The 3,731-nt window shown below is 66.6% G+C and carries 4 protein-coding genes; 2 read left to right on the top strand and 2 right to left on the bottom strand.

Translation table 11 applies throughout. From position 1 onward, the window contains the following. Positions 1–163 precede the first annotated feature (163 nt). Positions 164–796, bottom strand: coding sequence for an HAD-IA family hydrolase (locus tag AB0I10_RS40690; RefSeq protein WP_363157778.1), 633 nt, complete (start codon positions 794–796; stop codon positions 164–166). Positions 797–1,141: 345 nt separating this feature from the next. Here AB0I10_RS40690 and AB0I10_RS40685 point away from each other — a divergent pair, with 345 nt between their 5' ends. Beyond that, positions 1,142–1,564 (top strand): DUF6193 family natural product biosynthesis protein, encoded by a 423-nt coding sequence (locus AB0I10_RS40685; protein WP_363157777.1) that lies wholly within the window; start codon positions 1,142–1,144, stop codon positions 1,562–1,564. Positions 1,565–1,655: 91 nt separating this feature from the next. On the opposite strand, the gene AB0I10_RS40680 is transcribed toward AB0I10_RS40685, so the two are convergent. Further along, positions 1,656–2,921, bottom strand: a complete 1,266-nt coding sequence (locus AB0I10_RS40680) for an MFS transporter (RefSeq protein WP_363157776.1) — start codon at positions 2,919–2,921, stop codon at positions 1,656–1,658. Positions 2,922–3,017: 96 nt separating this feature from the next. On the opposite strand from AB0I10_RS40680, the gene AB0I10_RS40675 reads away from it, so the two are divergent. Then, positions 3,018–3,470, top strand: coding sequence for a helix-turn-helix domain-containing protein (locus AB0I10_RS40675; RefSeq protein WP_363157775.1), 453 nt, complete (start codon positions 3,018–3,020; stop codon positions 3,468–3,470). Positions 3,471–3,731: the final 261 nt, after the last annotated feature.

The following is a 3,731-nucleotide window of genomic DNA, read 5'->3' as shown; positions in this document are numbered from 1 at the left end:
GGTCGCCGATGAGTTCCAGGCCGCACCAGCGGCAGTCCTCGCGCCGTACGGACGACACGAGTTGGTAGAGCACCGACGAGCCGGGCCGACAGTCAGTGGGGGCTGTCAGGCACCGTGCGCCCGACAGCAATCTCAGAAAAATGCTCATGGGAGTGTGGCGGTTTCAGCTGTCCAGCAGAAACCGCAACGGCCCATGGAGGTCCGCTGGTTCGCGGTAGTGCACGCCGGTCATCCCGAGCTCGATCGCGGCTTCGATGTTCTCAAGCCGGTCATCCACAAAGAGGCACCGGTTCGAGGCGACACCCGCCTGCTCGGCCGCGATCTCGTAGATCTTTCGGTCTGGCTTGGCCACCCCCACCCGGGCGCTGCTGACGACGTGGTCTGCGAAGTCCGCCAGACCCAACGACGCCAGGTCGTCCTCCAGTTCCACGGTCGCGTTGGTCACCAGCACCAAGGGCATGTGGGCCCGCACCTGAAGAAGCATGGTCACCACAACGTCGTCGGCCCAGAACGGCGCCTTGGCGAGCGCCGTACCCAGCTCGCGTGCCTGTGCCGTCGGCACCTGGCCTTCGAGGCCGACCACTATGGACTCCACCCACTGCTGCTTGGTGATCGCGCCGAGAAGCAACGGCAGGTCTGTCTCCGGCGCAAACGCCACCCTCGCGGTTGTGCCCTCCGTCAGCCCCGCACCACGCTCCAGGTTTGCCAGCTGCGTCGTGTCGTAGAAGCGGATCACGTTGTCGAGGTCGCACAGCACTGCATCGACGGGCCTGCCGGAGATCTTGGAAGTCGTCACTGCCCCTGGATAACACAGCAACAAGTAGGCAGTGGTGGTCTCACGTGACCTTGTCCCTGACGTGCGAAGTGGGGAACGTCAGATTCGACGGAGACAAGGCTCCATAAGAGCGGGACAAAAATCTAGGCGAACCAGGTCACCTGAGACCGCAAGCGAATCGGACCAGATCCCCTGAGACGGGGACCGGATCTTTGGAGACAGGACAAACCGTGACGGCATGGTGACCTGGCGGTTCGAGTCTCGTGGGACACGCTGGTTGGAACCAAATGGTCAGGCTTCTTGGAACCTCCGGTGAATTGTCATTCTTGTTGGAACCCCGACCAACGACGGGGATGATGTGTCGCTATGGACACAACGCCCCCGGGCCACGCCCTCGTCGAAGCAGGTTGGCAGAGGGTTCGCATCGACGGGCGGGTCCGCCCGGAACTGCTCGAAGCCGCCTACGCTGAACCACGCCTGCGCCAGTTGTTCCCCTGGACGGGAATGGGAGAGCTGCACTTCAGCCGTTGCACAGAGTTCCCATGCACATGGGACATTCCCTACATCCCGCCTGCGGCAGAGGGCGAATACCGCGTGTCCGGTCCCCTTCGCAGCGAGTCCGTGGGTCCGGCTGCGACGCCGCAACAGGCCGTCACGATGGTGGTCGACCGTCTCCCTCCCAACTGCGGACCTGCCTTCGTTGGCACCCCAGAGGAACTCGCCGCTCACGACGCCGCGATCCTGTCCGCGCCCCCAGAAGCCCGGGACCCCATCCATTCCACGAACTGATCTCAGTTCCAACCATCGTGGCCAGGTTCCAACCAGCGCGTCCCGGCTCACGTCGTCGGCGCGCCCGTCACTCAATGTTCGGCGAGAATGCTCAGGCTTCGCTGCGAGAGATCACCTTGGCGGCAGGGGCCGGGGTTCTGTGTCGTGTGAACGCCCACAGCACGAGCCCGAGGCAGCTGAACGCGGCACCCAGTGCGCATACGGCGCCCCAGCCGGCCACCGTGTAGAGGGAGGTCGCGGCGATGGCGCCGGTGGCGCTGCCGATCGAGTAGAAGACCATGTATCCGCCGATCAGCCGGCTGCCCGCGTCCGGGTGCAGCGCGTAGATCAGGGTCTGGTTGGTGACATGGACCGCCTGCACGGCGAGGTCGAGAAGGATCACCCCGACGGCCAGGGCCCACAGCGAGCTGCGGGTGAAGGCCAGGGGCAACCACGAGGCGGCGAGCAGTGCCAGGGCGATGCCGGTGGTCCGCCGGGAAAGTCCACGGTCGTTCAGGCGGCCCGCCACGGTCGCGGCCAGGGCGCCGGCGACACCGATCAGCCCCAGCGCCCCGATCGCGCTGTGGGGCAGGAAGTACGGGGCCTCGCTGAGCGGCAGTGCGACGCTGCTCCACAGGGTGCTGAAGGCGGCGAAGATCAGCAGACCGAACAGGGCCCGGAGCCGCAGCAGTCGTTCCCGTGCGAACAGGCTGATCGTGGAGCGTAGGAGCTGTCCGTAGCTCAGGGTTGTCGACGGAGCGTCGCTGCGGCGCGGCAGCACTCGGTACAGGACCAGGGCGAGCAGAGCGGTGAGCGACGCCGAGGCGAGGTAGACGGAGCGCCAGCCCGCGAGATCGGCCATGAGGCCGGATGCGGTGCGGGCAAGCAGGATTCCGATGACCACGCCGCTGGTGACCAGACCGACGACCCGTCCGCGCCCGGCGGGAGGGGCCAGTGATGCCGCGAAGGCCACCAGTGTCTGCGTGACGACCGCGAGAAGCCCCATCGCGGCCATGCCCGCGAGCAGGATCGCTGCCGTGTGGGCGGCGGCTACCACGGCCAGCACCACCACCAGGAGCAGCAATTGGGCCACGATGAGCCGTCTGCGGTCGGCCACGTCGCCCAGCGGCACGAGGAAGAAGAGTCCCAGCCCGTATCCGACGTGCGTGAGGGTGACCACGCTGCCGACAAGTGCCGGGCTCATGGTGAGGTCGTGGCCCATGGTCACCAGGAGCGGCTGGGAGAAGTAGACGTTGGCCACCGCGGCCCCGCAGGCGACGGCGAACAGGATGACGACACCACGGGACAGGACGAACGCGGAACCTTCCCCACTTCGAGCCTCGGTCCGTCGCGTCACAGCCTCACCGTTCCCGGGCATCAGCACTCCTCCGGATATCTGGTTTCATCTTGCTACCAGTGGCGACGGTAACTATTTTGGTAGCATGTTGCAACCGTCGCGAGAGGGAGGGACGCCATGGTGACCAGGACGCGCTTCGACGACAGCGAATGTCCCGTCGCCCGGTCGGTGGACGCGATCGGCGACTGGTGGTCCCTGCTGATCGTGCGAGACGCCTTCGACGGAAGCCGGCGCTTCGGGGAGTTCCAGCGCAGCCTCGGCGTGGCGAAGAACATCCTCACCGCGCGTCTGCGCACCCTGGTCGCCGGCGGTGTCCTCGAATCCGTCCCCGCCTCGGACGGTAGCGCCTACCGCGAGTACGTACTGACTCCGAAGGGCAAGGCGCTCTTCCCCGTCATCGTGGCACTACGGCAGTGGGGAGAACAGAACTTCTTCGCCCCCGGCGAAGCACACTCACAGTTGGTCGACCGCCGACAAGGACATCGCCTCCGCCCACTGGAAGTCCTCTCCGCGGACGGGCGACGGCTGAACCCCGACGACACCACCGTCCACAAGATCTCCACCCAGTGATCCGAGCCGGACACCCGGTGCCGACACACCGCTCTGCCGATGATTCCGAGGCCGGATGGGATGAACGGCGCGAAGGTTGCGGCACGTGCTGCGGAAAGCGTCCGAGGCCACCGGCCAGTCGCCTCGCACATTGCCCTGTGCTGGCCGGGGTTTGGGCCGGTGCTCACCGCTCGGAAGGGCTGACGGCCCACACGTCCTCAGCCGGTGCCCGATCGCCTGCGGTGCGGGGGCCGGGCACCGTTGCCGCTGCGAGATCGAGGC

This window comes from Streptomyces sp. NPDC050636 (genome assembly GCF_040654775.1).
Lineage (GTDB): Bacteria > Actinomycetota > Actinomycetes > Streptomycetales > Streptomycetaceae > Streptomyces.
This window is presented reverse-complemented; position numbering and strand designations above follow the sequence as displayed.